The following is a 24,345-nucleotide window of genomic DNA, read 5'->3' as shown; positions in this document are numbered from 1 at the left end:
TCTCAATGATTTACAGTGTAAAAATCGTGATGGGGGTACTCTATTGTGGTTAACCACATACCCGGCTTGTTGTTGATCTAAAACAACATAATTGACAGGGATAATTGAGTGGGACGCAACGTAGTAAAATGTCTGACGGTGCTGGCGTCACTATGGATGCTAAGCGGTGTGGTCAGGGCACAGACATGGAACATTGGCGTTTTGGCGATGCGTGGTGAGGTCTCTACCCGTACCCACTGGCAACCGCTGGAAACCCTGTTAAATCAGCAAATATCGGGTGAACAGTTTCATATTCAACCGCTGGATCTGCAGCAGATGCAGGAGGCGGTTAACCGTGGAACCGTCCAGTTTGTGGTCACCAATCCTGCGCAATTCGTGCAGCTAAACAGCCATGCAGCGCTTCGCTGGCTGGCATCATTACGCTCCACGCGTGGCGGAAAGGCAACCAGCAACGTGATTGGCAGTGCTGTCCTCGTCAGGCGTGACAGTGGGATTGTGAATGCACACGATCTGATTGGTAAAACGGTAGGTGCTATTGATGCTCAGGCATTTGGCGGTTATTTGCTGGGATACAAAGCACTCAGCGATGCTGGTTTGCGCCCTGAGCGTGATTTACGTCTGACGTTTACCGGTTTTCCTGCCGATGCCTTGCTGTATTTATTACGTGAAAAAGCGGTTCAGGCGGTGATTGTGCCCGTGTGTCTGCTGGAAAAAATGGATGAAGAAGGGCTAATCCGCAAAGCGGACTTTAGGCCCGTGATTACCTATCCAACGTCAATTCCTTGCGTAACCAGCACGCCGCTCTATCCTGACTGGTCGTTTGCTGCCTTGCCCGCGGTCAGTGATGAACTCGCCGATCGCGTGACGCGGGTACTGTTTAACGCGCCACAAAACGCCGTCTTTCGTTGGGGAGCGCCGGCCTCGACCCGCGAAGTAGAAGCTTTACTGCGCGATGTCCGTCAACACCCACAGCAGCGCCAACTCTGGCTGGATGTCAAAAGCTGGTTTATTCAACATCGTCTGGCCATGGGGGCAGCGGGTATCGTCCTGTTGTTGCTGACGCTCAATTACATCTGGGTCATGCTGTTGGTCCGCCGACGCGGAAGACTGCTTGAGCGTAATAATGTGCTGTTGCGCAAACAGGAACAGGCGCTGGAAACCGCGCGTCAAATGAGTGTGCTGGGCGAGATGACGTCCGGATTCGCTCATGAACTTAACCAGCCGCTTTCGGCTATCCGCCACTATGCACAGGGCTGTCTGATTCGTCTGCGCGGCCAGGATCAGCAGCATCCGTTGTTACCCGCCCTTGAACAGATTGACGTGCAGGCGCAGCGGGGCGCCGATACGCTACGCAATTTACGTCAGTGGGTCAGTCAGGCGCAGGGAAATCCGGTGATGACCGACGACTGGGAGCCCATTAACGTTCATGATGCGATCCATCATGTCTGGCAGTTATTACGCATGGCGCAGCAATTCCCGACGGTCGCGTTACACACGCAGGTCGATAATTCGCTCTCGGTTACACTGCCGACCGTTTTGCTGGAGCAGGTTCTGGCTAATCTGGTACTAAACGCGGCCCAGGCGGGGGCAAAAACGGTGTGGTTCTCAGCGTGCTGTGAGGAGCATGGTGTGCGCATCCTGGTGCAGGATAACGCCGGAGGGATCGACGATGCGCAGTTATATCAGGCATTCCAGCCCTTTATGACCACCCGCAAGGAAGGGATGGGACTCGGGCTGGCCATTTGTCAGCGACTGGTTCGCTACGCAAATGGCGACATTAGCATCAAAAATCACCCTGCGCCTGACGGTCTGGCGGGCGCTGTGGTGACATTATATTTTAAGCAAACACAGGAGGGAGGGCGTTGTGGCGATAATTCATCTGTTGGATGACGATGTAGCGGTTACTCAGGCCTGTGCATTTTTACTGGAAAGTATGGGGTATGAGGTACGTTGCTGGGAGCAGGGCGAAACGTTTTTGGCTCAGGCCGATCTGCACCAGGTCGGCGTATTGCTGCTGGATATGCGCATGCCAGTACTGGATGGCCATGCCGTGCATGAAGCAATGCGTCAGCGCGAGAGCACCCTGGCGGTGGTATTTCTTACCGGGCATGGTGATGTGCCCATGGCGGTTGAACAAATGAAACGCGGAGCCGTCGATTTCTTACAGAAGCCGGTTTCAGCTGCGCCGCTACAGGCTGCGCTGGAAAATGCTTTGCAGACCTCGGCAGCGGCTTTTTCGCGACAGGAAATCGTTGCTTGCTATCAGCAACTTACACCGAAGGAACGAGAACTGGCGAATCTGGTTGCAAAGGGATTGATAAATCGGGAAATCGCCGATGCCATGAATATTGCCGTTCGCACGGTTGAAGTGCATCGGGCGCGGGTGATGGAAAAAATGCAGGCCGGAAGCCTTGCCGAGCTGGTAAATCGACTTCAGCGGACCCAGTAAAATTGTGACATTTGTTTGATTTTCATTGGATTTTGTCTAATTCGCCAGAGTGATATATGCTGTGGGTTTGAGTTAATGACGAGCGGGTGAATATGGGAAATCAGACCAAAGACGACGAGCTGTACCGCGAGATGTGCAGAGTAGTCGGTAAAGTAGTGCTGGAAATGCGCGATCTGGGGCAAGAGCCTAAGCATATCGTCATTGCTGGCGTACTGAGAACAACCCTCGCCAATCAGCGTGTGAAACGCAGTGAGTTAGAAAAACAGGCCATGGAGACGGTGATCAAAGCATTGGCCGGTTAATCCATAAAAGAGGGCGGTAGAATTATTCTGCCGTCCTCTTATTTTCATCTTCGTTATCTTCCAATAAATATAATTTAGTTCGGTCACTAAAATTACAAATTTCGTTATATATTTTGTTATATATCGAGTGATATATAACACAGTATTTGTGATTGCACTCCCAAATATTTTTCAAGCATATGAAATGTTATTTCAATCTCGCTTAATGATAATAAATATCACTCCACATTAATTATTTTCCTTCCGATTTTTAATTGATAACGATCAAGGTTACAGCGGGGGAATAACCACATTATTTATCCGCCTAACCCTAAAGGATTATACCCGTGTTTAGGGTATGGATTGATTCAGTTTAACCACCGTCATCTGTGCGATCAGGTTAGGGCAAAAATTCACGTGTTGTTGGCAACATTTATGGCCGATTTGACCTGATCTGCATTCATTAAAATTAGCCTGGATCTGTTGCTACTACAGCGTTTGCGAAGAGGATGCGAAATAAATGAACCAGGTTGATCGTCCATTTTTAGATTGTGGTTTAACGCGGCTTGAGTTTCTGCGTATATCAGGGAAAGGTCTGGCAGGATTAACGATTGCCCCCGCTCTGCTATCCCTTTTGGGTTGTAAGCAGGAAGATATCGATAGCGGCACCGTCGGACTTATCAATACGCCGAAAGGGGTGCTGGTGACTCAACGAGCCCGCTGTACTGGCTGCCACCGCTGTGAAATTTCCTGTACTAATTATAACGATGGCGCTGTTGGCACCTTCTTTTCCCGCATCAAAATTCATCGTAACTACTTCTTTGGCGATGATGGAGTCGGGTCCGGTGGCGGGTTGTACGGCGATTTAAACTACACCGCAGACACTTGCCGTCAGTGTAAAGATCCCCAGTGCATGAAAGTCTGCCCGATTGGCGCAATTACCTGGAAACAGGAAGACGGTTGCATTGCCGTAGATCATAAACGCTGTATTGGCTGCAGTGCCTGTACCACGGCCTGCCCATGGATGATGGCGACCGTTAATACCGTAACGAAGAAATCCTCAAAATGTGTTTTATGCGGGGAATGCGCTAATGCTTGTCCGACTGGGGCATTAAAAATTATCGAGTGGAAAGATATTACTGTTTGATGGATAGCAGGGCTGCCTGATACGCGTCATTTAATGCCAGAAAATTGCAGTTTTTGAATAAAAGAACTGCCTAAAGGTGGCGAGTATATCTATCGGACCTTCTTGCAAAGGAAAACATGATGGCTAATGGTTGGACAGGTAATATTTTACGGGTCAATCTCACCACGGGTAATATCACCGTTGAAGATTCCAGTAAATTTAAGAAATTTGTCGGTGGGATGGGCTTTGGCTATAAAATTATGTACGACGAAGTCCAGCCAGGCACCAAACCTTTTGATGAAGGAAATAAGCTGGTTTTCGCGACCGGGCCGCTAACCGGTTCAGGCGCACCCTGCAGTTCTCGCGTCAATATCACCTCATTATCGACATTTACCAAAGGCAATTTAGTGGTCGATGCTCATATGGGCGGTTTCTTTGCCGCACAAATGAAATTCGCGGGCTACGACGCCATTATTATCGAAGGGAAATCACCGTCTCCGGTCTGGATCAACATCAAAGACGATAAGGTCAGCATCGAAAAAGCGGACTTCATATGGGGTAAGGGTACGCGCGCAACCACCGAAGAAATTTGCCGTATCACCAGCCCGGAAACGTGCGTTGCAGCCATTGGTCAGGCGGGTGAAAATCTCGTTCCGCTTTCCTGCATGATTAACAGCCGTAACCACAGCGGCGGGGCCGGCACTGGCGCAGTCATGGGGTCGAAAAACCTGAAGGCCATTGCGGTAGAGGGGACCCAAGGGGTCAATATTGCCGATCGCAAAGAGATGAAGCGGCTTAATGACTACATGATGACCGAGCTTATCGGCGCCAACAACAACCATGTTGTGCCGAGCACGCCACAGGCCTGGGCTGAATACTCTTCACCTAATTCGCGCTGGACGGCCCGCAAAGGGTTGTTCTGGGGCGCTGCGGAAGGAGGGCCAATCGAAACGGGGGAAATTCCACCGGGAAACCAGAATACGGTCGGTTTTCGTACCCATAAATCCGTGTTTGATCTCGGCCCAGCCGCTGAGAAGTACACCGTCAAAATGAGTGGCTGCCATTCATGTCCAATTCGCTGTATGTCGCAACTTAATGTTCCCCGAGTGAAAGACTTTGGTGTGCCGAGTACCGGTGGGAATACCTGCGTGGCGAACTTTGTACATACCACTATTTTCCCTAATGGGCCGAAAGATTTCGACGATAAAGACGATGGGCGCGTCGTAGGGAACCTGGTTGGTCTGAACCTGTTCGACGATTATGGTATTTGGTGTAACTACGGTCAGTTACATCGTGACTTTACGTACTGCTACTCCAAAGGCGTCTTTAAGCGGGTGTTACCTGCGGCAGAGTATGCAGAGATCCGTTGGGATCAACTGGAAGCCGGCGATCCGAACTTTATCAAAGATTTCTACTATCGACTGGCGCATCGCGTGGGGGAACTCAGCCACCTGGCAGATGGCTCCTACGCGATTGCAGAACGCTGGAATTTAGGCGAAGAGTACTGGGGTTACGCGAAGAACAAACTGTGGTCGCCGTTTGGTTTCCCTGTTCACCATGCGAACGAAGCCTCGGCGCAGGTGGGGGCGATCACCAACTGTATGTTCAACCGCGACTGTATGACGCATACCCATATCAATTTTATCGGCTCCGGTTTACCGCTGGCGCTACAGCGTGAAGTGGCGGGCGAACTGTTTGGTTCACAAGATGCCTACGATGAAACCAAAAACTACACCCCGATTAATGCCGCCAAAATCAAATACGCCAAATGGACGCTGTTGAAGGTCTGTCTGCACAATGCGGTTACGCTGTGCAACTGGGTCTGGCCTATGACGGTTTCGCCACTGAAGAGCCGAAACTATCGCGGAGACCTCGATCTGGAAGCGAAATTCTTCCAGGCCGTAACGGGGGATGAAACAACGCAGGCTAGTCTGGATTTGGCCGCGGAGCGCATTTTTACCCTGCATCGCGCTTATACCGTCAAGTTGATGCAAACCATGGATATGCGTAATGAGCACGACCTGATCTGCTCATGGGTGTTCGATAAAGATCCGAAGATCCCGGTCTTTACCGAAGGAACCGACAAGATGGACCGGGAAGATATGCGTCAGTCGCTTACGATGTTCTATCAGGAAATGGGCTGGGACCCGGCGTTGGGCTGCCCAACTCGCGACACCCTTCACCGTCTCGGCCTTGAGGATGTGGCAGCCGACCTGGCTGCACACAATCTGTTGCCGGCGTAAGGAACGCAGATGACGTACGTGAGTAACGACCTGGCCCCTGCAGAGGATGCGTCTGGTGATGACGTGGATAGCCAAAAGAGACAGTGGCTGCACGCGTTACACCAGCCTGTCGCACACCGGAGTGCGTCACTCATTCAGGAACCTACCAGCCCGGAGTCGATAGTGGCGGATTTTATCCGCCAGCATTCTGCTTCAGGTCAATTGGTGGCACGCAGCGTGTTTCTGTTGCCACCTTATTCGGTTCCTGAAAGTGACCTGGCTACGCTGCTGGACGCGATGTGTCAGCACGCATCCGACGCAGATATTACCTGTATCCAGGGCTCAGAGGATACCTACTTCTACTCGACGCAAACCATGACGGCAAACTACGCCGAAATGTGTGTGCAGGTGGTGGAAAATGATATCTGCCGTGCCATTGCAGAAGCGGTACGTTTTGACTGCCAAACGTATCCTCGCCCCTATAAGGTCGCCATGCTGGCGCAGCCGCCATACCACTTTGAACCTGAGCAGGTTACGGCGGCGCTCACGGCCATGGAAACGCATCCTGATTATGCAGACATACGTGCTGTGGAATCGTCGAATGCGGAACCTTATCTGTTTAGCGAGCGCTTTATGAGTTACGGCAAAGCGTATGGCCTGTGCGAATGGCTTGAGGTTGAGCAGTATCAGAACCCCTGAATTTTTCAGGTTGATGTCATGGAACGTGTGGACGATCACTGTCACAGCATTAGAGGATAACCCGATGTCCTTCACCCGACGAAAATTTGTCATTGGCATGGGGACGGTGATTTTTTTCACCGGCCCAGGCCAAAACCTGTTAGCGAGTACGAAAAGTACTAAAAACGTTCGTTATGTCATGATCCACGACGAATCATTGTGCAACGGATGTAATATTTGCGCCCGAGCGTGCAGGAAAACGAATCATGTTCCTGTTCAGGGGAGTCGTTTATCGATAGCCCATATCCCGGTAACGGATAACGATAACGAAACGTTGTATCACTATTTTCGTCAGTCCTGTCAGCATTGTGACGATGCCCCCTGCATTGAGGTGTGTCCTACCGGTGCTTCCTGGCGAGATGAAAACGGGATTGTGCGAGTCGATACCTCTCGTTGCATCGGCTGCAGTTACTGCATTGGCGCATGTCCGTATCAGGTACGCTATCTCAACCCACAAACCAAAGTGGCGGATAAATGCGACTTTTGCGCCGAATCGCGTCTGGCGAAAGGTTTCCCGCCAATCTGCGTCAATTCTTGTCCAGAACACGCGTTGATTTTTGGCCGTGAGGACAGCCCGGAAATTCAGACCTGGTTGCGGGAAAACAAGTACTACGAATATCAACTTGCAGGCGCCGGGAAGCCCCATCTGTATCGTCGGTTCGGTCAACATTTGATTAAAAAGGATAATGTATGAACGCGTCGCAGAATGCCGAACAGTTTCACGCACAGCTTGCGCAGTACGTCCCGATGTTTTCGCCGGATTACTGGCCCGTCTGGTTGGTTTTCGCCGGGTTAATGCTGGTGGGGATGTGGCTGGTGCTGGCACTCCACGCAATGTTGCGCTTTCGTTCAGCGAATAAAGCGTCGGCAGGACACGGAGAGAAGGTCTATTTATACTCGAAAGCGGTCCGTTTGTGGCACTGGTCGAATGCGCTGTTATTTCTGCTGCTGCTGGCCAGCGGCCTGCTAAACCACTTCACCGCGGTCAGTGCCCCAGTGATGAAAAGCCTGCTGACTGTGCATGAGGTCTGTGGCTTTTTGCTGCTTGCCTGCTGGATTGGTTTTGTCCTGATTAACCTGATTGGGGGGAACGGTCATCATTATATTATTCAGCGTCAGGGCTGGATCGGCCGGGCGCAGAGGCAGACGCGATTCTACCTGTTTGGCATTATGCAGGGCGAAGCGCATCCATTCCCGGCATCAACGCGTTCGAAATTCAATCCGTTACAGCAGGCAGCGTATGTCGGCGTGATGTACGGTTTGCTGCCGCTACTGCTGATCTCCGGGTTGCTATCCCTGTACCCACAGGCTGTGGGCGATCTGTTCCCTGGCGTACGTTACTGGTTGCTGCAGGCGCACTTTGCGCTGGCGATCGTGAGCGTGTTTTTCATTTTTGGACATCTTTATCTCTGCACGACAGGACGCACACCGGGCGAAACCTTTAAGTGCATGGTGGATGGCTATCACCGGCATTAAGAGATGATGATTACTCGTGGTGACTTACGGGCCTGGCGCGTCGGGCCCGTGATGTATCGCTGGTTTCTGCGTGCGTTTCCTGAGGGAGGCAGCTACGCGGAGGTGCACCGTGCACTCCAGCAGGAAGGGTATAGTGACTGGGCAGATAGCCTCGTGGAATACGGTTGGTCAAGATGGCAGGATGAAGAGAATTTTGTCCAGCAGGATATCTGTGCGATGGGCCGTGTTGTCTGTCCGCAGACGGCAGACGACAACGGTAAACAATTGGCGAGCGCGGCTGATGGCGACAGTCTTGGTAGCGCGGGCGATAACATCAAAATCGTCAGCGCCGGGTACGCCGCGCAGATTGCCAGCGCAGGTTACAGCGCACGTATTGGCTGCGTGGGTTATAACGCTCATGTTGCCAGCTCCGGTGAGCGCGGTCGTATTGCCATCGCGGGAAACTCCACCCGTGTCAGTAGTGTGGGAGACGGTACACGAATGGCCAGCACGGGTATGCGGGTGCGCATCAGTTCGCTGGGTGACAGAAGTCGTATCGCCAGCAGCGGAGATTTAACCCAGATAGCCAGTTTTGGCGCAGGGTCGAAAATCGCCAACTGCGCGGACAACGTGCAGATCATGGCCAACGGAGAAAACACCGTTATTGCCAGTACTGGCGTGGTCGATTCGATAATCCTCGGCCCAGGTGGTTGCGCGGCGCTTGCCTATCACGACGGTAAGAGAATGCGCTTTGCGGTGGCTATTGAGGGGGAAAATAACATTCGCGCAGGGGTGAAGTATCGGCTCAACGAAGACCATCAGTTTGTGGCATGTTGAGCCGTGGTGCTATTTCAATGCGAACCGACGCTGAGTGATCTTCTCCAGGCTAAAGCACAGCAGGTAATAGACCAGTCCGGTAAAGACAAAAATGGCCGCCGGGTAAATTTGTACCCGGCTGTTAACCTGACCCGCCACCGTCGTGAGCTCAGGCACGTTGACGATAAACGCCAGCGACGTATCCTTGAGTAGTCCGATAAAAATCCCCGTTAGCGAGGGGAGTACATTACGCAGAACCTGCGGCAACAGAATGAACCCGAGCGCCTGGAGTGGGCTAAATCCCTGAACGACGGCTGCATCATACTGACCGCCTGGCAGCGCAGTCATACCCGCGTACACGGAATGCATCACCGAGGCGGCGGTAAACCAGGCTAATGCCAGCGTGACGGTTATGGCTCCCGGTAAATCACTGCCTGTGAGCATGGGCAACAGATACCACATCCAGAAAATCACGAAGATTAACGGAATACCACGAATAAACTCTGCCCAGATAAACAGCCCCTTGCGTATCGCTCCAGGAAAACGCCAGGCGCAGCAGGCGAGTGCGATCCCGGCCGGAAGCGCCAGTACCGCTGCGCCAATCGCCATCAACAGCGTGAGCAGAACGCCCCCCGGTTGACCCTCTGCGACCCGCCCCCACAGGAGGTAGTCCAGATTGTCGGTAATAACCGAAATATTAGCGATCATGCAGTAGGCTCCTGAAACGAAAAATGCCTGTTTTACGCGCCAACGGTTTACCTGCTGCAGGTACAGGGCCAAGACGGGTTAACAACATCCCCAGCACAATACCGGTCAACAGGTAGAGTGCCGTGCCGACGGCAAAGGCTTCCAGCGCATGGGCGTTATAGCTTTCAATTTGCCGCACCTGGTACGTCAGTTCGGCAAAGCCAATGCCGCTGGCCAATGAAGACAGCTTCATCAGATTAAGATATTGCCCCACAATTGGCTGCCAGGCATTTGCCAGCCCCTGAGGGAGCAGGATGTGACGGAAAGTCGCCCATGACGAAAACCCCTGTGCGATGGCTGCCTCGCGCTGCCCGCCAGACACAGCCTGTAAACCGGAGGCGACCTCTTCGACCAGAAAGGCCGAGGTAAAGACACCCAGCCCCCATGCGGAGCAGAGAAACTCCGGCGTTAACCACCAGACATCCCCCGGCAGAATGGACCAGGCGTGTTCCGCATTAATGAAGGTAATCACGTCGCGAGGAAGGAGATTCCATGCAGCGAAGTACCAGAACATCAGTTGAACGAGTAAAGGCGTATTGCGAAAAACAGAAACCCACACGCTGACCACGGTGGCCGCAAAGCGGTGTCCTGTCAGGCGCAGGCTGAGCAGAAAGATGGCAAACACCGTGGCCAGTACCACGCCGGCTAGCGTGACCCAAAGCGTGGTCAGAAAACCGGAAATTACCCATTGCAGAGGTTGCCCGCTCAGCACCCCCTGCCAGTCCATTGCATGCATTATAACGATGACTCCTGGTGTAACGGGTCGAGCACTTTTTTCAGAAAACGTTGAGTTCTGGGGTGCTGAGGGCGAGTGAAAAACGCCTCAGGAGGCGCGACTTCGAGAATATCGCCGCCATCAATGAACACCACACGATCGGCAATTTCCCGGGCGAAATGCATTTCATGGGTCACGACAATCATGGTGATGCCGCTATGGGCCAGACTCTTCATGACCAGCAACACTTCGCCGATCATTTCTGGATCCAGCGCGGAGGTGGGTTCATCGAACAGGATGATTTGCGGCGAGGAGGCCAGTGCACGGGCGATGGCAACACGTTGTTGCTGTCCGCCGGAAAGTTGGGCGGCATACGCATCGGCTTTCTCGGCCAATCCTACCTGTTCCAGCAGTGCAAGTGCCCGTTGCTCAGCATCCGCTTTTTTCCAACCGTGAACATATTCCAGCGCCAGCGTGATGTTCTGCTGTGCCGTCAGGTGGGTGTAGAGATTGAATTGCTGGAACACAAAGCCAATTCGGCTACGAAGCTGACGCAATGCGGGGCCGTGCAGCTGACCGATGGGTTTGTCATCAATAAAAATATCGCCGCCGCTCAGTGACTCCAGTTGGTTGATCAGGCGAATAAGCGTCGACTTTCCTGAGCCAGAAGGTCCGAGAATGGTGACGACTTCGCCCGGTTCAACCGACAGGCTGACACCGTTAAGCACGGTATGATTGTCATAGTGTTTTATGACATTACGCAGTTCAACACGCGCCTGGCGCAGATGCGTAAAATCCGCAGCCGAAGCTGCGGGTCGATTAAAAAGGCCTGAGAGCATATTACTTCGCTTCTATTTTGAAGGCGCGGGGCTGCGGGTTTTTGGTTTGCGGACCAAACCAGACATCATAAATTTTGGCTGCCTGCCCGGTAGACTCGAGCTTTAATAACTCGTCGTTCACGGCCTTCAACAGCGCAGGCTCACCTTTTTTTACACCCACGCCAATCTCTTCTTTGCTCAACAGGTCGGGCAAAATTTTGAAATCTGCTTTATCCGGCGCACCGCCTAACAACCCTGCCAGAATGGTGCTGTCCTGGGTGATCGCCTGGACATTGCCATTACGCAGTGCGGTTAATGCCAGCGGAATATCGTCATAGGCCAGCACTCGTGATTGTGGAAAACGCTGATGCAACGCCTGCTCACCTGTCGTCCCTTTCACCGCACCGATGCGGGCCTTGCTGTAGTCATCAAGCTTATCCGGGGATTTTGCCGGAACGAGGAATTGCTGCCCGGTAACGAAGTAAGGGGCGGAGAAATCGATAACCTGTGCACGCTCAGGTGTAATAGTGATATCCGCTACGATTAAATCGGCCTTACCGGATTGCAATAACGGAATACGGTTAGCCGGGTTGGTGGCGACCAGTTCCAGTTTAACGCCAAGTGATTTAGCCAGCGCTTCAGCGAAATCAACGTCGTAGCCGACAATCTTATGCGTTTTTGCATCAATAGAACCGAACGGTGGATTGGCGTCAAAGGTGGCGATTTTTACCACACCTGCGGCTTTGATATCGGCCAGTTGATCGGCCTGCGCGTTTGACGCGGCAATGCCTGACGCCAGCAGGACACTGAGTGCCAGCCATGTTTTTTTTGTGCTGTGAATTTTCGTTGCCATCATTTTCTTTGAATCCCTGTTGTTTTGGTTTGTGCTTTTTACGCTCCCATAACTTGCGGCGGTGACCAAATAAGAAAAAATTCTTATCTATATACAAAATGATATTAGTGAAAGGGGTGTTAATTACGGGTGAAAATAATGAAAAACTGAAATGCAAAATAGTGCACAACGTTGGCAAAAATTCGCATTTCATTTTTTACGCATTCTGCGTTGGAATACGTTGTGTCCAACAGACAGAGGCGGCGGAGAAGATGAACGGGGTTAAATATCTTTGGTTGCGTATCAAGAATCGACATCCACAGACGCCACAGCATAGTGCGGAACGAAATCTTCAGCGTGTTGTGGAGTCTGTTCTTCCTGTCGCCAGCCTGTATGGGGTGGATATCGCCAACATTGATCCGGAGTGGTTCCGTGATAAAACAACACGCTGAACTTCGCCTGACGCGCGAAATGTACTGGAATGAAGTGTGCAAAATAAGCAGAAATACTACTGAATCCCCATTCTGACCTGTAACATACGACAAAACAGGTCTGGATTGGGAACAAGCATGCTGCGTGATAATTTTAACGATCTTTATTATCTCATTGTCGTCGCCCGTGAACGCAGTTTTACCCGCGCCGCAGCGAAATTAGGGGTCTCGCAGTCAGCATTAAGCCATGCCATTCGCGGGCTTGAGGAGCGACTGGATGTCAGACTGTTGACCCGTACCACGCGAAGCGTCGCGCCAACCGAAGCCGGAGAACGGCTTATCAACAGTATCAGTCCGCGTTTCGATGACATTGAAACGGAGCTACTGGCATTAACCGATATTCGCCAGCGTGTGGCGGGTAATATCCGTCTGACGCTCGGGGAACATGCGTTGCAATCGACAGTCTGGCCTGCACTACAGCCGTTTTTGCAGGCGTATCCTGATGTAAATGTGGAAATGACCATCGACAATAGCCTGACGGATATCGTGACGGGACGCTATGATGCCGGTATCAGGCTCGGTGAGCAGGTGGCCAAAGATATGGTTGCTGTCAGGATCGGTCCCGACTGGCGCATGGTCGTGGTGGGGTCACCCGCCTATTTTGCCCGTCATGGCAAACCGCAAACCCCACACGATCTACAGAATCATAACTGCATCAATATGCGCATGCCGACCCTCGGCGGGCTGTATGCCTGGGAGTTTGCCAAAAATGGGCAGGATCTCCGCGTGCGGGTAGAAGGGCAGCTTATTTTTAACAATCTTCCACCGCGTATCAGTGCGGCAATTTCGGGCATGGGTCTGGCATTTGTACCGGAAGATACCGTCGAACAGGCGGTAGCAGAGGGAGCACTGGAAAAAGTGCTGGAAGACTGGTGCGAACCTTTTCCCGGTTATTACCTGTACTATCCTAGCCGTAGACAACATACCGCGGCCTTTGCACAGTTGATTGAAGCGTTACGTTATACGGCGTGAAGCGCAGGCTGACTATAAAAAAACCGGCATTGCGCCGGTTCAGAAATTAGATTTTGCAGGCATCGCCGCAGTCGTTATCAGCAATAATTTCCTGCGCTTTTTTGTCCGCATCTTCCAGACGTTCAGCATTACGCTCTTGCGCTTCTTCCAGTCCATCAAAGACCAGATTATCGAGATCAATTTCCATCATTCACCTGCCAGGTTCAGCGTTTAACATCATTCCATTATATTGCAAAAATGTTGCTGAACAGCAGCGATTATTGCTACTAAGCACGTTCTTATACCAGGTCAGCGTATTTTTTCGGCAGCGTATCCCACAGATGGCGGTTCGCTTCCAGCAGCAGACGGTGCTGCTCAACGGCGTGCGCGTTTTCCCGTGTCCCGCACGACATCAGCGTCCAGGCCTCCAACGCTGAAAACCTCCCGTAACCCACTCGTTATGTTAATTAATTGTTATTAAAACGAGTCGAGTCCTTGTTTATTCAGGAACGTGATGTGCGATTTGTTTTAACAAATATGCGACAAAATCACTATACATATAACTTAATATCTTTTATACATTAATTGTTCAACCCTGCGACTATTCCACAAAAGAGAAAGCAATATGGAACAGAATCCTGATAAGAAAAACGATAATTTTCAAAAAGATGGCAAAGAACAGTTCAACCGCTCGATCGGGCTTATTTCAAATTTTGCGTTGGGTTTTACCTACCTGTCGCCGCTTACCGCTGTTTATTCGCTGTTCGCGTTGGCAGTGACGTTGGCAGGACCACCCGCAGTGTGGTGGATTTTGATCGTCGCGTGTGGGCAGTTGTTAGTCGCCCTGGTGTTTGGTGAGGTAGCGTCTCAATATCCGATCACCGGGGGACTGTATCCCTGGGCGAGAAGGTTGTGGGGTAAGAAATATGCGTGGATCGCCGCCTGGATCTACCTGTGGGCGCTGGTGGTGACAATTACCTCGATCGCGGAATACACATCAACATTTGTTGAATCACTCTTTCATTATGGCCAGACACCCGCCACTATGCTGGTGACTTCCGTTTTGCTGCTGCTCTTGATGATGGCCGTCAATATGTCCGGGACCAGGAATCTGGCCAGGGTCGCCAAAATTGGTTTCTGGTGTGAAATCGTCAGCGTGATTGCGCTGGGTATTTACCTGCTGATTTTCCACCGTTCACAGCCTTTCTCCGTCATCTTTGATTCGATGGGGGTACTGGCGCATGACGGAAGTTATTCCACCGCCTTTATGTCCGCCGCGCTGATGGGCTTGTTTATGTTCTTTGGCTTCGAGGCGTGCGGTAACGTGGCAGAGGAAGTGCAAAATCCAAGCAAAAAAATCCCGGTAGCCATGATTTTAAGTATCGTGTTTGGCGCGATCTCCGCCATTATCTCCGTCATGGGCTATCTGCTGGCGTCACCGAACCTGGTGAGTATCGTGAATGGCAAAACTGCCGATCCGATCCCGGCAATCCTCAATGAAGCGCTGGGGGAAACCGGTGCGACGGTCTTTATTATCGTCGCGATTATCGCGATGCTGTCGTGCATTTTGTCTCTGCAAGCGGCATTAAGTCGTCTTATCTTTTCTTTCTCCCGTGACAGAATGCTGCCGGGCAGTGAGTGGATGGCCAAAATTTCTAAAAATGGTGTCCCGGATAATGCCATGGTCGTCAGCTGTGTGTTGCCGGTTATCATTTGTGTCTGGGTCTATTTCCAACCAGATAACTTATCGCGTATCACCGCATTTGCAGTTATCGGTATTTATATTTCATTCCAGATGGTGGTACTGGCCGCGCTGCGTCAACGCCTGAAAGGCTGGAAACCCGCCGGAGAGTGGACGATTGGCGGTTGGGGCGTGATTGTCAACGTGCTGGCACTAGCTTACGGCCTGTGTGGGATCTGGTTACTGGCACAGCCTGCTGACAGCAGTGATTTCATCGACCGTTGGACAGTCCTGTTTGGTCTGGCGATTGTGGTCGGTTCAGGATTGATCTACATGTTCATTACCCGACCGTTTGGCCGCTCGGCTGCACCGGAAAACGATGCTATTGCCTACGCCACGAAGCTCAATATGAGGCAGGATAACTAAAACTAAGGGCCTTCGGGCCCTTAGTTTCGAACGTTTTGCGCGCCGGATACGACGCTGGCATCTTTATCCGGTAACGCTCAGCCTTTCTGGTAGTGATAAAGGATAAAGTAGTCGCTTTGATACACCACCGTGCTGTGCGCAGGTGACAATAATTCACCGACGCGAAAGCGCGGCCAACTGGAAAAGATGATCCGGTTTTCCAGATTGGTCAGAATGACATAATCAGGGTGAGGGCAGGAGAGCAGTTCGGCTTCTATCTGACTGACCAGCAGATCGACGGCGGCGACGCCGAGGAACTGTTTATGATAGTAAACCGGAACCGCCGAGGTTAGGGTATAGGAGATGTTACAGATATAGTCGACATACGGGCCATGGATATACGCTTCACCTGCCGGAGGCGAATGCTTAAACCACTCAAAGGTTCTGAAATCCAGCCGCTGTTGCGTCGCCTGATCCAAATCCAGATGTGCCTGACTCAATCCATTATCTTTCTTATACCACCATTCCAGCAGCCAATATTCTTTGGTGGTTGCTGTACTCGCAATATGGCTGGCGAAACCTGCGCCTGAACAGTAGTGATTGTTGTTCAGTGTGCTCTTGATGTGTTGCTGAACCGTTGATCTGACAGCGGAGTCGAGGACAACTTCGGCTGACGCTTTTTGCACACCGGCAATGGCCTCGTGAATGCTCCTCGCCAGCGCAACGGTAGACTCTACGGTAGAGGCGGTAATATCATCAATTTTACGGATTAATGCGCTTAAGGATGTCGAAGAGCTCATGGTCTGTCCTGCCTTCACTGATTGTCAGTTCGAATTATATTTCAGCTTTTTTTCAATAAGGTAATAGGTAAACGTGTCGATGATCTGCGTGGCGTACTGGACTGACCCGGTCTCGTTATGGGCGGCGAGCGCGTCGGCGAGCGCCGAATAAAGCGCAATAATTTCCGCATGAATATTGTCGGCGCGATAGAGTATTGCCACCAGCGATGCCCACTCGGCCTGGACCTGAAGCTCCTGGTTGGCCAGCCGTGCCGAATGAGAGCTGGCCGCAATTGCCAGCAAACAACGCATATCGGCCTGAGTCATCAGTTCCGGTGAGTCGGCTTTCCTCAGCACGTCTACAAACTCGCGAAATTTGGCAATATCCGCTGCGGTCATGCGTCTGGAGGCTAACCTGGCGCTGTGGCTGATAATGGCGCAATGCATTTCGCCTAAATCCGAAAGGTAATCGGTACTGATCGATTTAAACGGATGCAGGGCGCTATTTTTGCCATCAATATTCTCGCAAACGAAGCTCCCGCCATTACGGCCACGAACCGTATGGATAAGATTATTAGCCCGAAGCGTGTTGAGCGCTTCTCTGATAGTGATATGTGAGACACCCATCATCTTTGCCAAATCGGTTTCATTGGGCAGCTGTTCTTTTGGCTCCAGCAACCCGGTAATAATGGCGTTTGAAAGGCGCTGCACTATCTGGTCTGAACGACTGACCTGCCCGATAGGCGCAAATATGACCGCATGAGTAATCATAATCTTTTCTGCACTCAATTCCCTGAAACAACGACCATTTTTAACACATGCCCGCGGGGCACGAAAGGTCAGAATGGCCGCGTTATTTTACCTGCCCACGCGCAACATCGCTGCACAGACGGATGTGTGTCCCGATAGCGTCAAAACGCGCTGCGCGCTGACGATGAAAAACCTTACCCTGAAAATGTAAAATTTAAGTTAAAAGTGCGAGGCTTATCATAGTGTCAATGTTGCGCATTTGAAAAATTTTTACAATATATATATTACATAAGCTTCTTTATGTATTAATTGGCGGGAGACAGGCATGAGAACCCTGAAGCATTTTATAAACGGGCAATATGTAGCGGGTAACACAGAAGACACGTTTGAGCTGGTGAGTCCGGTTGACGGTGAAACGTACGCGTTATCGCCTAATGCCGGTGCGACTGAGGTGGCGCTTGCCTACTCGGCGGCCGCGGCGGCATTTAACATATGGAAAAAATCGACACCTGCCCAGCGGCAAAAAGCACTGCTGCAACTGGCGGATGAGATAGAAAAAAATGTTGAACGACTGGTCAACGCGCAAAGCCAGGAAACCGGTCAATTGCGTCATTTTATCGAAAAAGAAGAGATCGCTGCGTCGTGCGATGCGATCCGTTTTTTTGCCGGTGCAGCACGTTGTCTGGAAGGGAAGGCCGCCGGAGAATATTCCGCCGGGTTCACCTCAACGATTCGCCGTGAGCCGTTGGGCATAGTGGGACAAGTCACACCGTGGAATTACCCGTTTATGATGGCGGTATGGAAGATTGCACCGGCGCTGGCCGCTGGCAATACGGTGGTTTTAAAGCCAAGCGATACCACCCCGGTAAGTACGCTGCTCCTGGCTGAACTGGCGGCACCTTTATTTCCGCGAGGGGCGTTTAACGTCGTGTTGGGCAAGGCCAGTACTGGCTCACTGGTGGTTTCTAACCCGACGGCTTCATTGGTGTCGATTACCGGTTCGGTACGCGCGGGTCTGCAGGTTGCGGCATCAGCCGCAGCTAACCTGACAAAGGCCCATCTTGAACTGGGTGGCAAAGCGCCCGCCGTCGTATTCGCTGATGCCGATATGGACAAGGCGATTACTGCCATCACTACCGCAGGATTTTTCAATGGCGGACAGGATTGTACTGCCGCCACGCGCATCCTGGTGGAAGATTCTGTCTATGCGACGTTCCTGGAAAAACTGATCCAAAAAACGAAAAGTATCAAGTTTGGTCCTCCGCAGGATCAGGATGCGTTATATGGCGCGTTGAATAGCAAAAACCAGCTTGAGCAGGTGAAGGGGTTTATTGAGCGTTTACCTGCACATGCGAAAATTGAAACCGGTGGCCATGCGGGGCCTGGGCCGGGTTTCTACTTTGAGCCGACGATAATTTCCGGCCTGCATCAACACGATGAAGCCATTCAACACGAAGTGTTTGGTCCGGTAATGACCATTCAGTCGTTTTCTGGTGATGAAGATGCGTTGCACAAGGCGAATGATGTGGAATATGGCCTGGCCGCGAGCGTCTGGACCTGCAATCACCGTCGCGCGCAGCGTTTCAGCATTGATCTCGATTTCGGCACCGTATGGATTAACAGTCATATTCCGCTGTGCGCCGAAATGCCGCACGGTGGATTCAAAAAATCCGGCTACGGAAAAGATCTCTCCTCTTATTCGCTCGATGAGTATACCCGGGTGAAACATATCATGTGTGATATTTCCGAATAACAGGTAATACGATGAAAACATTAAAAATAGCCGCGCTTTCATTAGTGATGTTCTCAGGGTTCAGCCTGGCAGAAAGCTCACCGCTGAATACGGTAAAAGCGTATATGGCAGCATGGAATGCGCATAATGCGCCGCTGGCAGCCCAGTACCTGGCGGACGATGCCGTTTATTACGATGCCGCTGCAGGGGAGCCGGTAACCGGCCGGGAAAAAGCTGAAAAAGACGTGATCGGTGCATTTATTAAGGCGGTCCCGGATCTGACCTGGAAAATGGTCGGTAAACCTGTTGCTGATGAAGATACTGTGGCATTTCGTTGGGAATTCTCGGGTAAAAATAGCGGCGAATGGGCGGGAAGCCCGCCGACAAATAATCCGATCAAATTTGAAGGTGTCAGCTATATTCATGTTAAGGCAGGAAAAATCACCTGGCAGGGTGATTATTATGACGCTAAAAAACTGGATGAAGAGCTAAAGCCAGTGAAGTAGTCGGCGGTATCCTCCTTGTATCTGCGAGGGGGAACCTCTCATTTGTAGTGTTTTTTAGGACAATGTGTCAGTGGCAAAAGGACAAAGTAATGGCAATTACCCGACGTGATTTTCTCAACGGCGTGGCGGTGACGATCGCTGCGGGACTGACCCCTCTGGATCTGGTCAGAGCGGCTGGAAAGGGGCACGAATTTATTGATGGAAGTTATTATCCGCCGGCGTTAACGGGGCTACGCGGTAACCATCCGGGTTCGTTTGAAATGGCTCATGCGTTAGGCCGTGAACATAAACACTTTGATTTAAGCGCTCTGCCCGTAGAGGAAGAGTACGATCTGGTGATTGTGGGCGGCGGTATCAGCGGACTGGCCGCGGGTTGTTTCTGGCATGAACTGGCCGGGAAAAACAGCAAGGTGCTGATCCTCGATAACCATGATGATTTTGGTGGTCACGCCAAACGCAATGAATTTACCTCAGCAGGCAAAAAACTGATCGGATATGGCGGGAGTGAAGCCTTTCAGTCACCCGCGCATAATTTCAGCCCCGAAGTGAATAAGCTGATGGAAACCGTCGGCGTAAGCGTCACGCGGTTGAAAAAGAGTTTTGACGTTAATTTCTACCCCGACTGGCAGCTTAGTCGCGGCGTCTTCTTCGATAAAAAGAATTTTGGTGAGACGAAAATAGTCAGCGGCGATCCGGGGCGTGCGGTGTCCGATGATATTCCGCCGGATCGGCTCAATGGCCGGAATATCGAAGACTTTATCAACGACTTCCCCTTGAGTGAGGAAGATCGTAAAGCGCTGATCGATCTGCACGTGCGTCCGGTTGATTATCTTCCTGGGATGACGGTTGATGAGAAAACAGAATGGCTGGATACCCACAGCTATAGTGAGTTTCTTTCCACCAGGGTTGGTTTAAGCAAAATGGCGCTGCTCTATTTTCAGCAGCGTTCCAACGATTTCTTTGCCATCGGTATTGAAGGCATATCCGGTAGTGATGCTCGTGCGTGCGCATTGCCGGGAATGGAAGCGTTAGGGCTGCCGCCGCTGGACGGTGAATCGCTGGCCGACCTCGAAGAACCCTATGTCTATCATTTCCCGGATGGCAATGCGGGTCTGGCACGGTTGCTGGTCAGACACATGGTGCCGGACGCGCTGCCGGGCAATACCATGGAAGATTCTGTCCTCGCCAGACTGCATTATGAAAAGCTCGACCTGCCGGAAAACGCCACGCGTTTGCGCCTGAACAGCACGGTGATAAATGCGGCGAACGTGGAGGGGGGCGTTGCCGTCACGTATCTTTGCGACGGCAAAATGCATCGCGTGCGCGGTAAGAACGCCATTATGGCGGGCTATAACATGATGATCCCGTATCTGGTACCGGAAACGCCGGAGCAGCAGCAGGCCGATCTCAAACTGAACGTGAAGGCGCCGCTGGTGTACACCAATGTGGTGGTCAAAAACTGGCAAGCGTTTAAGCAACTGGGGGTTCATGAGTTTTATTCGCCAGCCGCGCCTTACAGCCGAATCAAGCTCGACTATCCGGTCAGTATCGGCGGATATCAACACCCGGCCTCGCCGGACGAGCCCATGGTGATTCATATGGTCTATGTGCCCACGTATCCTGGCAGTAATCTGTCCGCGAGGGAGCAGTTCCGTTTGGGTCGTGCTTATCTGCTGGGGACCACGTTTGCCGCACATGAAGAGATGATCCGTTCTCAGTTGCAGGAAATGTTTGGCTCAACCGGTTTTGACAATCAGCGGGATATTGCGGCCATTACCGTTAACCGTTGGGCGCATGGTTATGCGTATTACGCTAATTCACTGTTCGACGATATGGAAAAAATGCCGGAGATTATTGAGCGGGCGCGTAAACCTATCGGACGTATTGCCATCGCTAACTCTGATGCTGACTGGAGCGCTTATGCTCATGCTGCTATCGATCAGGCATGGCGCGCGGTCAATGAACTCAAGGATATGGGGTGATCTATGCGTAATGTAACCGTTCTCATCGCCTGCCTGTTTACTGCTTCTGTCTCTGCCGCTGAATCTAACGGTGAGTACATCGCGAGGATCTCCGACTGCGTGGCATGCCATACCGCGGATGGCGGAGCGGCGATGGCAGGAGGCAAGAAGTTCCCCACGCCGGTTGGTGATATCTATTCGACGAATATTACCCCGGATAAGACTCACGGTATCGGCAACTATTCTTACGATGATTTTGAGAAGGCCGTGCGTCAGGGGATTGCCAAAGACGGCCATCCCCTGTATCCGGCGATGCCTTATCCTTCTTACTCGAAACTGTCCGACGCAGATGTTCAGGCGCTGTATAGCTACTTCATGCATGATGTTAAGCCGTCAGCAGAGCCCAATAAAGAGAACGCAATTCCCTGGCTTGTCTCGGCCCGCTGGCCGCTGCATATCTGGAATTGGTTGTTTACCGATGCGCCGACTGCCGCTGTTGAAGACCACAAAGCGGATGATACAGCAGCACGGGTAAAACGGGGTGCTTATCTGGTGGAAGGTCCGGGTCACTGCGGGTCATGCCATACCCCGCGAGGGATGGCGATGAACGAAAAAGCCTATACCAATGCCGATGCTGAGTATCTGAGCGGGGCGATGATCGACGGCTGGTATGCGCCATCGCTACGGGGAACCGGGATGTCTGAGCAGGCGTTAACGTCATTGCTGCTGACGGGGAAAAGCAAACATGCTGCAGTATCGGGATCGATGTCTGAAGTCGTCAGCCAGAGCACTCAGTATTTGACGCACGAAGATGCCACGGCGATTGCACAATATCTGTTGAGCCTGAAAAGTGCGAAGACGGAACCGGCACGTACAGTAGCTGTCACGGCCTCCTGGTCGAATTCGCCTGAAGCGGGTAAAGTGACTTACAACCGCTACTGCTCGACCTGTCATGGTCTGGAAGGGAAAGGAACCGATGATAATGCACCTTCGCTCATTCACAACCCGTTAGTGATGGTAGACGACCCAACGCCGTTGTTCAGGGTGATTGCCCACGGCGCAGAAACACCGACGACACGCGGGAATGTCTCCTTTAAGATGCCAGCCTATAGTGGGTTGCTCAGCGACAGCGAAATGCGCGACGTGATCAATTACGTGCGTAAAAGCTGGGGTGAGGGTAATGGTGAGATAAGCCAGGAAGATCTGTCCGGGATTAAAAAAGCCTCACATTAATCGGTGCGATGATGCCGGATGGCGCTGCGCTTATCCGGCCTACAAAAATGCGTAATTCGTAGGCCGGATAAGGTGCTTGCACCGCCATCCGGCAGTGCTTACTCGCTGTTTATCCTGATAATACCCGCCAGTCGGGTAAACGCCTCAGCCATTTCATGTTCTTCAATACTGGCAAAGCCCAGCAGCAGACCGCTGCGTTTTTCTTCTTTCACGTAGTACCGTGAAAGCGGGCGAACCAGAAGACCTTGTGCGTTGGCCTGTTGGGCAATGGCGCTATCATCAGTACCCGCAGGTAGCTGTAAAATCAGATGTAGTCCGGCGTTGCTGCTGTAAGGTCCCAGATAATCCTCACCAAGCTGGCTGATGATGAGCTCTACCAACGTATGGCGTCGGCGGCTATATAACTGGCGCATTTTACGGATGTGCGCTGCATAGTAACCCTCACGAATAAACTCAGCCAGCGCCGCCTGAATCAGGAGATGCCCACCACGATAGAGATCGTTGTGTACCTTCATCAGTGGGGCGGCAAGCGGTTTGGGGATCACAACGTACCCGAGCCGCAGTGCCGGATAGAGGGTCTTGCTGAAGGTGCCGATATAGATAACCGGAGCATCTTCTTCCAGTCCCTGTAATGACGGGATGGGTTGGCCGGAAAAACGAAACTCGCTGTCGTAGTCATCTTCCACAATCCAGCTGTGCGTTTCACGTGCCTGATAGAGTAGCTGCCGCCGTCGACCAAGGCTCATTACCGGGCCAAGGGGATATTGATGTGACGGTGTCACAAAAATGAGTTTCGGCGCCGGTTCGACGCAAGCAGGCGGAACCATGCCTTGCTCATCAACCGGGATGGCCGAAAAGTTGACGGCATTGATGCGCAGAATGTTTTTTATTCCCCAGTAACCGGGTTCTTCAATCCACGTATTATCACCAGGATTACACAACGAGCGGGTTACCAGATCCAACGCCTGGTGAATGCCCTCGGTAATCAATATTTGATCGGGCGTACAGCGCACGCCGCGTGCGGTGCGCAGATAGTCCGCCAGCGCTTCTTTCAGTTCAATCAAACCACCAGTGGCATCGTAGGTGAGAAACTCCGGGCGTAGCCGCCTTGCCAACCGATCCTGAATTTTTTTCAGTGTGCGATGCGGGAAAGAATGCACGTCCGGTACACCAGGAATAAAAGCCCCCCACTGGCGGGGGCTGGCGCTGGCATGCCCTAACAGTTCAAGACTACGGGCGGACAAACTGGTGTGGTCTTCATGTGTTGCAGGTGAAACCAGTTGTTTATTAGGGGCCAGGCCGAGATTGTCCAGCACGCTGTCGGTCACAAATGTACCGCTGCTGGTGCGCGCAGAGATATAGCCTTCGGCCTGCAACTGCTCGTAAACCCGCAGGACAGTATTCCGTGATAACGCCAACTCACTCGCCAGATCGCGTGAAGGAGGCATGCGGGTAGCGGGTTTCAGGTTCCCCTCAAGGATGCAGCTACAGATGGCGGCATACAGGCGACGATGCAGCTTCTCGTCAGTCTGCTGGCTAAATGCATGCTTGATCACATCTCCGGCAAGTGAACGCATTTGGCTCCTTAAAATAAAACGATTTGGCTCTCGATTAAAGTACCAGATGGCGTCTAAATTTAAAGGGTAATTCAACCAAT

At 51.9% G+C, this 24,345-nt stretch carries 24 protein-coding genes; 16 read left to right on the top strand and 8 right to left on the bottom strand.

Annotated elements, in window-relative coordinates; translation table 11 throughout:
- The first annotated feature begins 156 nt into the window (after positions 1 to 156).
- The 9 genes from ttrS (at position 157) to ydhT (ending at position 9,108) form a co-directional block, all read left to right on the top strand.
- Entirely contained in the window at positions 157 to 1,890 is a 1,734-nt protein-coding gene (gene ttrS / locus HV261_RS15720; RefSeq protein ID WP_202039706.1) for a tetrathionate respiration histidine kinase TtrS, read from the top strand.
- Positions 1,865 to 2,449: a tetrathionate respiration response regulator TtrR gene (gene ttrR / locus HV261_RS15715; protein WP_202038777.1), complete on the top strand. Its 585-nt coding sequence runs from the start codon at positions 1,865 to 1,867 to the stop codon at positions 2,447 to 2,449. Before ttrS ends, ttrR begins: the two co-directional genes overlap by 26 nt.
- Before the next feature lie 92 nt (positions 2,450 to 2,541).
- Complete coding sequence (fumD, locus tag HV261_RS15710; RefSeq protein WP_040233753.1) at positions 2,542 to 2,751, top strand: fumarate hydratase FumD; 210 nt, start codon at positions 2,542 to 2,544, stop codon at positions 2,749 to 2,751.
- A gap of 499 nt (positions 2,752 to 3,250) precedes the next feature.
- Positions 3,251 to 3,877: a ferredoxin-like protein gene (locus HV261_RS15705; protein ID WP_005122832.1), complete on the top strand. Its 627-nt coding sequence runs from the start codon at positions 3,251 to 3,253 to the stop codon at positions 3,875 to 3,877.
- Positions 3,878 to 3,996: 119 nt separating this feature from the next.
- Positions 3,997 to 6,099 carry an aldehyde ferredoxin oxidoreductase gene (locus HV261_RS15700; RefSeq protein WP_048211827.1) on the top strand — a complete coding sequence of 701 codons (2,103 nt, stop codon included), beginning with the start codon at positions 3,997 to 3,999 and terminating at the stop codon, positions 6,097 to 6,099.
- Positions 6,100 to 6,108: 9 nt separating this feature from the next.
- Positions 6,109 to 6,777 carry a YdhW family putative oxidoreductase system protein gene (locus HV261_RS15695; protein ID WP_202038776.1) on the top strand — a complete coding sequence of 223 codons (669 nt, stop codon included), beginning with the start codon at positions 6,109 to 6,111 and terminating at the stop codon, positions 6,775 to 6,777.
- 64 nt (positions 6,778 to 6,841) lie between these two features.
- Positions 6,842 to 7,510 carry a 4Fe-4S dicluster domain-containing protein gene (locus tag HV261_RS15690; protein WP_048211825.1) on the top strand — a complete coding sequence of 223 codons (669 nt, stop codon included), beginning with the start codon at positions 6,842 to 6,844 and terminating at the stop codon, positions 7,508 to 7,510.
- Positions 7,507 to 8,292 (top strand): thiosulfate reductase cytochrome B subunit, encoded by a 786-nt coding sequence (phsC, locus tag HV261_RS15685; RefSeq protein ID WP_115643466.1) that lies wholly within the window; start codon positions 7,507 to 7,509, stop codon positions 8,290 to 8,292. The genes HV261_RS15690 and phsC overlap by 4 nt, the downstream gene beginning before the upstream one ends.
- A gap of 3 nt (positions 8,293 to 8,295) precedes the next feature.
- The gene (ydhT, locus tag HV261_RS15680; protein WP_202038775.1) at positions 8,296 to 9,108 is read left to right on the top strand and encodes a protein YdhT; all 813 of its coding nucleotides are present in this window, start codon (positions 8,296 to 8,298) and stop codon (positions 9,106 to 9,108) included.
- A gap of 9 nt (positions 9,109 to 9,117) precedes the next feature.
- Here ydhT and HV261_RS15675 read toward each other — a convergent pair whose 3' ends face one another.
- The 4 genes from HV261_RS15675 to HV261_RS15660 are packed head-to-tail and all read right to left on the bottom strand — an operon-like array spanning position 9,118 to position 12,223.
- Entirely contained in the window at positions 9,118 to 9,795 is a 678-nt protein-coding gene (locus HV261_RS15675; protein ID WP_202038774.1) for an amino acid ABC transporter permease, read from the bottom strand.
- Positions 9,785 to 10,570 carry an amino acid ABC transporter permease gene (locus tag HV261_RS15670; RefSeq protein ID WP_202038773.1) on the bottom strand — a complete coding sequence of 262 codons (786 nt, stop codon included), beginning with the start codon at positions 10,568 to 10,570 and terminating at the stop codon, positions 9,785 to 9,787. The genes HV261_RS15675 and HV261_RS15670 overlap by 11 nt, the downstream gene beginning before the upstream one ends.
- Positions 10,570 to 11,388 carry an amino acid ABC transporter ATP-binding protein gene (locus HV261_RS15665; protein WP_202038772.1) on the bottom strand — a complete coding sequence of 273 codons (819 nt, stop codon included), beginning with the start codon at positions 11,386 to 11,388 and terminating at the stop codon, positions 10,570 to 10,572. The genes HV261_RS15670 and HV261_RS15665 overlap by 1 nt, the downstream gene beginning before the upstream one ends.
- Position 11,389: 1 nt before the next feature.
- The gene (locus HV261_RS15660) at positions 11,390 to 12,223 is read right to left on the bottom strand and encodes an ABC transporter substrate-binding protein (protein ID WP_137383308.1); all 834 of its coding nucleotides are present in this window, start codon (positions 12,221 to 12,223) and stop codon (positions 11,390 to 11,392) included.
- Between the two features lie 248 nt (positions 12,224 to 12,471).
- Between HV261_RS15660 and HV261_RS15655 the strand changes: the two genes are divergently transcribed.
- Together HV261_RS15655 and HV261_RS15650 are read left to right on the top strand one after the other, a co-directional pair.
- Positions 12,472 to 12,651 carry a hypothetical protein gene (locus HV261_RS15655; protein ID WP_005122845.1) on the top strand — a complete coding sequence of 60 codons (180 nt, stop codon included), beginning with the start codon at positions 12,472 to 12,474 and terminating at the stop codon, positions 12,649 to 12,651.
- A 117-nt stretch (positions 12,652 to 12,768) separates the two neighbouring features.
- On the top strand, positions 12,769 to 13,662 hold the full coding sequence (locus HV261_RS15650) for a LysR family transcriptional regulator (protein WP_202038771.1): 894 nt from the start codon (positions 12,769 to 12,771) through the stop codon (positions 13,660 to 13,662).
- A gap of 46 nt (positions 13,663 to 13,708) precedes the next feature.
- Here HV261_RS15650 and HV261_RS15645 read toward each other — a convergent pair whose 3' ends face one another.
- On the bottom strand, positions 13,709 to 13,849 hold the full coding sequence (locus HV261_RS15645) for a hypothetical protein (RefSeq protein ID WP_003832695.1): 141 nt from the start codon (positions 13,847 to 13,849) through the stop codon (positions 13,709 to 13,711).
- 417 nt (positions 13,850 to 14,266) lie between these two features.
- On the opposite strand from HV261_RS15645, the gene HV261_RS15640 reads away from it, so the two are divergent.
- Complete coding sequence (locus HV261_RS15640; protein WP_202038770.1) at positions 14,267 to 15,748, top strand: APC family permease; 1,482 nt, start codon at positions 14,267 to 14,269, stop codon at positions 15,746 to 15,748.
- A 77-nt stretch (positions 15,749 to 15,825) separates the two neighbouring features.
- Here the strand turns inward: HV261_RS15640 and HV261_RS15635 are convergent, their stop codons facing one another.
- Together HV261_RS15635 and HV261_RS15630 are read right to left on the bottom strand one after the other, a co-directional pair.
- The gene (locus tag HV261_RS15635; RefSeq protein WP_202038769.1) at positions 15,826 to 16,527 is read right to left on the bottom strand and encodes a cache domain-containing protein; all 702 of its coding nucleotides are present in this window, start codon (positions 16,525 to 16,527) and stop codon (positions 15,826 to 15,828) included.
- 24 nt (positions 16,528 to 16,551) lie between these two features.
- Complete coding sequence (locus HV261_RS15630) at positions 16,552 to 17,277, bottom strand: FadR/GntR family transcriptional regulator (protein ID WP_040233767.1); 726 nt, start codon at positions 17,275 to 17,277, stop codon at positions 16,552 to 16,554.
- Between the two features lie 304 nt (positions 17,278 to 17,581).
- Here HV261_RS15630 and HV261_RS15625 point away from each other — a divergent pair, with 304 nt between their 5' ends.
- The 4 genes from HV261_RS15625 to HV261_RS15610 all read left to right on the top strand — a co-directional run bounded on the left by HV261_RS15625 (position 17,582) and on the right by HV261_RS15610 (position 22,688).
- Entirely contained in the window at positions 17,582 to 19,009 is a 1,428-nt protein-coding gene (locus HV261_RS15625; RefSeq protein ID WP_202038768.1) for an aminobutyraldehyde dehydrogenase, read from the top strand.
- 11 nt (positions 19,010 to 19,020) lie between these two features.
- The gene (locus HV261_RS15620; protein ID WP_005121279.1) at positions 19,021 to 19,494 is read left to right on the top strand and encodes an ester cyclase; all 474 of its coding nucleotides are present in this window, start codon (positions 19,021 to 19,023) and stop codon (positions 19,492 to 19,494) included.
- Between the two features lie 89 nt (positions 19,495 to 19,583).
- Positions 19,584 to 21,476 carry an NAD(P)-binding protein gene (locus HV261_RS15615; protein WP_202038767.1) on the top strand — a complete coding sequence of 631 codons (1,893 nt, stop codon included), beginning with the start codon at positions 19,584 to 19,586 and terminating at the stop codon, positions 21,474 to 21,476.
- Positions 21,477 to 21,479: 3 nt separating this feature from the next.
- A complete protein-coding gene (locus HV261_RS15610) occupies positions 21,480 to 22,688 on the top strand; it encodes a c-type cytochrome (RefSeq protein WP_202038766.1) in 1,209 nt (402 codons plus the stop codon).
- Positions 22,689 to 22,786: 98 nt separating this feature from the next.
- Here the strand turns inward: HV261_RS15610 and pdxR are convergent, their stop codons facing one another.
- The gene (gene pdxR, locus HV261_RS15605; RefSeq protein ID WP_202038765.1) at positions 22,787 to 24,265 is read right to left on the bottom strand and encodes a MocR-like pyridoxine biosynthesis transcription factor PdxR; all 1,479 of its coding nucleotides are present in this window, start codon (positions 24,263 to 24,265) and stop codon (positions 22,787 to 22,789) included.
- Between the last annotated feature and the right edge of the window lie 80 nt (positions 24,266 to 24,345).

It is taken from the genome of Citrobacter sp. RHBSTW-00671 (assembly GCF_014103415.1).
In the GTDB taxonomy this organism is placed as follows: Bacteria; Pseudomonadota; Gammaproteobacteria; order Enterobacterales; family Enterobacteriaceae; genus Citrobacter.
This window is presented reverse-complemented; position numbering and strand designations above follow the sequence as displayed.

Bases quoted from the DNA above. Each gene is read 5' to 3' on its own strand.
- ttrS (WP_202039706.1), top strand. From the start codon at position 157: ATGCTAAGCGGTGTGGTCAGGGCACAGACATGGAACATTGGCGTTTTG.
- fumD (WP_040233753.1), top strand. From the start codon at position 2,542: ATGGGAAATCAGACCAAAGACGACGAGCTGTACCGCGAGATGTGCAGA.
- HV261_RS15705 (WP_005122832.1), top strand. From the start codon at position 3,251: ATGAACCAGGTTGATCGTCCATTTTTAGATTGTGGTTTAACGCGGCTT.
- HV261_RS15700 (WP_048211827.1), top strand. From the start codon at position 3,997: ATGGCTAATGGTTGGACAGGTAATATTTTACGGGTCAATCTCACCACG.
- HV261_RS15695 (WP_202038776.1), top strand. From the start codon at position 6,109: ATGACGTACGTGAGTAACGACCTGGCCCCTGCAGAGGATGCGTCTGGT.
- HV261_RS15690 (WP_048211825.1), top strand. From the start codon at position 6,842: ATGTCCTTCACCCGACGAAAATTTGTCATTGGCATGGGGACGGTGATT.
- phsC (WP_115643466.1), top strand. From the start codon at position 7,507: ATGAACGCGTCGCAGAATGCCGAACAGTTTCACGCACAGCTTGCGCAG.
- ydhT (WP_202038775.1), top strand. From the start codon at position 8,296: ATGATGATTACTCGTGGTGACTTACGGGCCTGGCGCGTCGGGCCCGTG.
- HV261_RS15675 (WP_202038774.1), bottom strand. From the start codon at position 9,795: ATGATCGCTAATATTTCGGTTATTACCGACAATCTGGACTACCTCCTG.
- HV261_RS15670 (WP_202038773.1), bottom strand. From the start codon at position 10,570: ATGCATGCAATGGACTGGCAGGGGGTGCTGAGCGGGCAACCTCTGCAA.
- HV261_RS15665 (WP_202038772.1), bottom strand. From the start codon at position 11,388: ATGCTCTCAGGCCTTTTTAATCGACCCGCAGCTTCGGCTGCGGATTTT.
- HV261_RS15660 (WP_137383308.1), bottom strand. From the start codon at position 12,223: ATGATGGCAACGAAAATTCACAGCACAAAAAAAACATGGCTGGCACTC.
- HV261_RS15655 (WP_005122845.1), top strand. From the start codon at position 12,472: ATGAACGGGGTTAAATATCTTTGGTTGCGTATCAAGAATCGACATCCA.
- HV261_RS15650 (WP_202038771.1), top strand. From the start codon at position 12,769: ATGCTGCGTGATAATTTTAACGATCTTTATTATCTCATTGTCGTCGCC.
- HV261_RS15645 (WP_003832695.1), bottom strand. From the start codon at position 13,849: ATGGAAATTGATCTCGATAATCTGGTCTTTGATGGACTGGAAGAAGCG.
- HV261_RS15640 (WP_202038770.1), top strand. From the start codon at position 14,267: ATGGAACAGAATCCTGATAAGAAAAACGATAATTTTCAAAAAGATGGC.
- HV261_RS15635 (WP_202038769.1), bottom strand. From the start codon at position 16,527: ATGAGCTCTTCGACATCCTTAAGCGCATTAATCCGTAAAATTGATGAT.
- HV261_RS15630 (WP_040233767.1), bottom strand. From the start codon at position 17,277: ATGATTACTCATGCGGTCATATTTGCGCCTATCGGGCAGGTCAGTCGT.
- HV261_RS15625 (WP_202038768.1), top strand. From the start codon at position 17,582: ATGAGAACCCTGAAGCATTTTATAAACGGGCAATATGTAGCGGGTAAC.
- HV261_RS15620 (WP_005121279.1), top strand. From the start codon at position 19,021: ATGAAAACATTAAAAATAGCCGCGCTTTCATTAGTGATGTTCTCAGGG.
- HV261_RS15615 (WP_202038767.1), top strand. From the start codon at position 19,584: ATGGCAATTACCCGACGTGATTTTCTCAACGGCGTGGCGGTGACGATC.
- HV261_RS15610 (WP_202038766.1), top strand. From the start codon at position 21,480: ATGCGTAATGTAACCGTTCTCATCGCCTGCCTGTTTACTGCTTCTGTC.
- pdxR (WP_202038765.1), bottom strand. From the start codon at position 24,265: ATGCGTTCACTTGCCGGAGATGTGATCAAGCATGCATTTAGCCAGCAG.